Source organism: Alishewanella sp. WH16-1, from assembly GCF_001441695.1.
In the GTDB taxonomy this organism is placed as follows: Bacteria; Pseudomonadota; Gammaproteobacteria; order Enterobacterales; family Alteromonadaceae; genus Alishewanella; species Alishewanella agri.
This window is the reverse complement of record NZ_LCWL01000004.1, coordinates 1-303: the sequence shown is the minus strand read 5'-3', so window position 1 is coordinate 303 and position 303 is coordinate 1. Positions and strand designations below refer to the sequence as shown.

Sequence of the window (303 nt, the reverse complement as noted above, 5' to 3'; positions counted from 1 at the left end):
TCCATATGGCAGTGGATAGTTCTGGCTTGCCTGTAGATTTTATCGTGACAGGCGGTGAAGTTCACGACAGCAAAGCGGCTATAGAGCTACTTGAACAACTGCCTGATGCCGAGCATGTTATCGCAGACCGGGGCTATGACAGTGAGAAAGTCAGGGAGCACATCCGAGCGAAAAATGGCGTCCCGACGATACCGCGTAAACGTAATTCAAAAATTGGAAATGGCGATATTGATTGGTGTTTGTACAAATATCGTCATTTAGTAGAGAACGTGTTTGCGCGGTTAAAACATTACCGCTCAGTAG

At 46.5% G+C, this 303-nt stretch carries 1 protein-coding gene; it reads left to right on the top strand.

Annotated elements, in window-relative coordinates:
* A partial coding sequence (locus AAY72_RS00930) for a transposase (RefSeq protein ID WP_156411254.1) occupies positions 1-303 on the top strand: 303 nt, incomplete at both ends.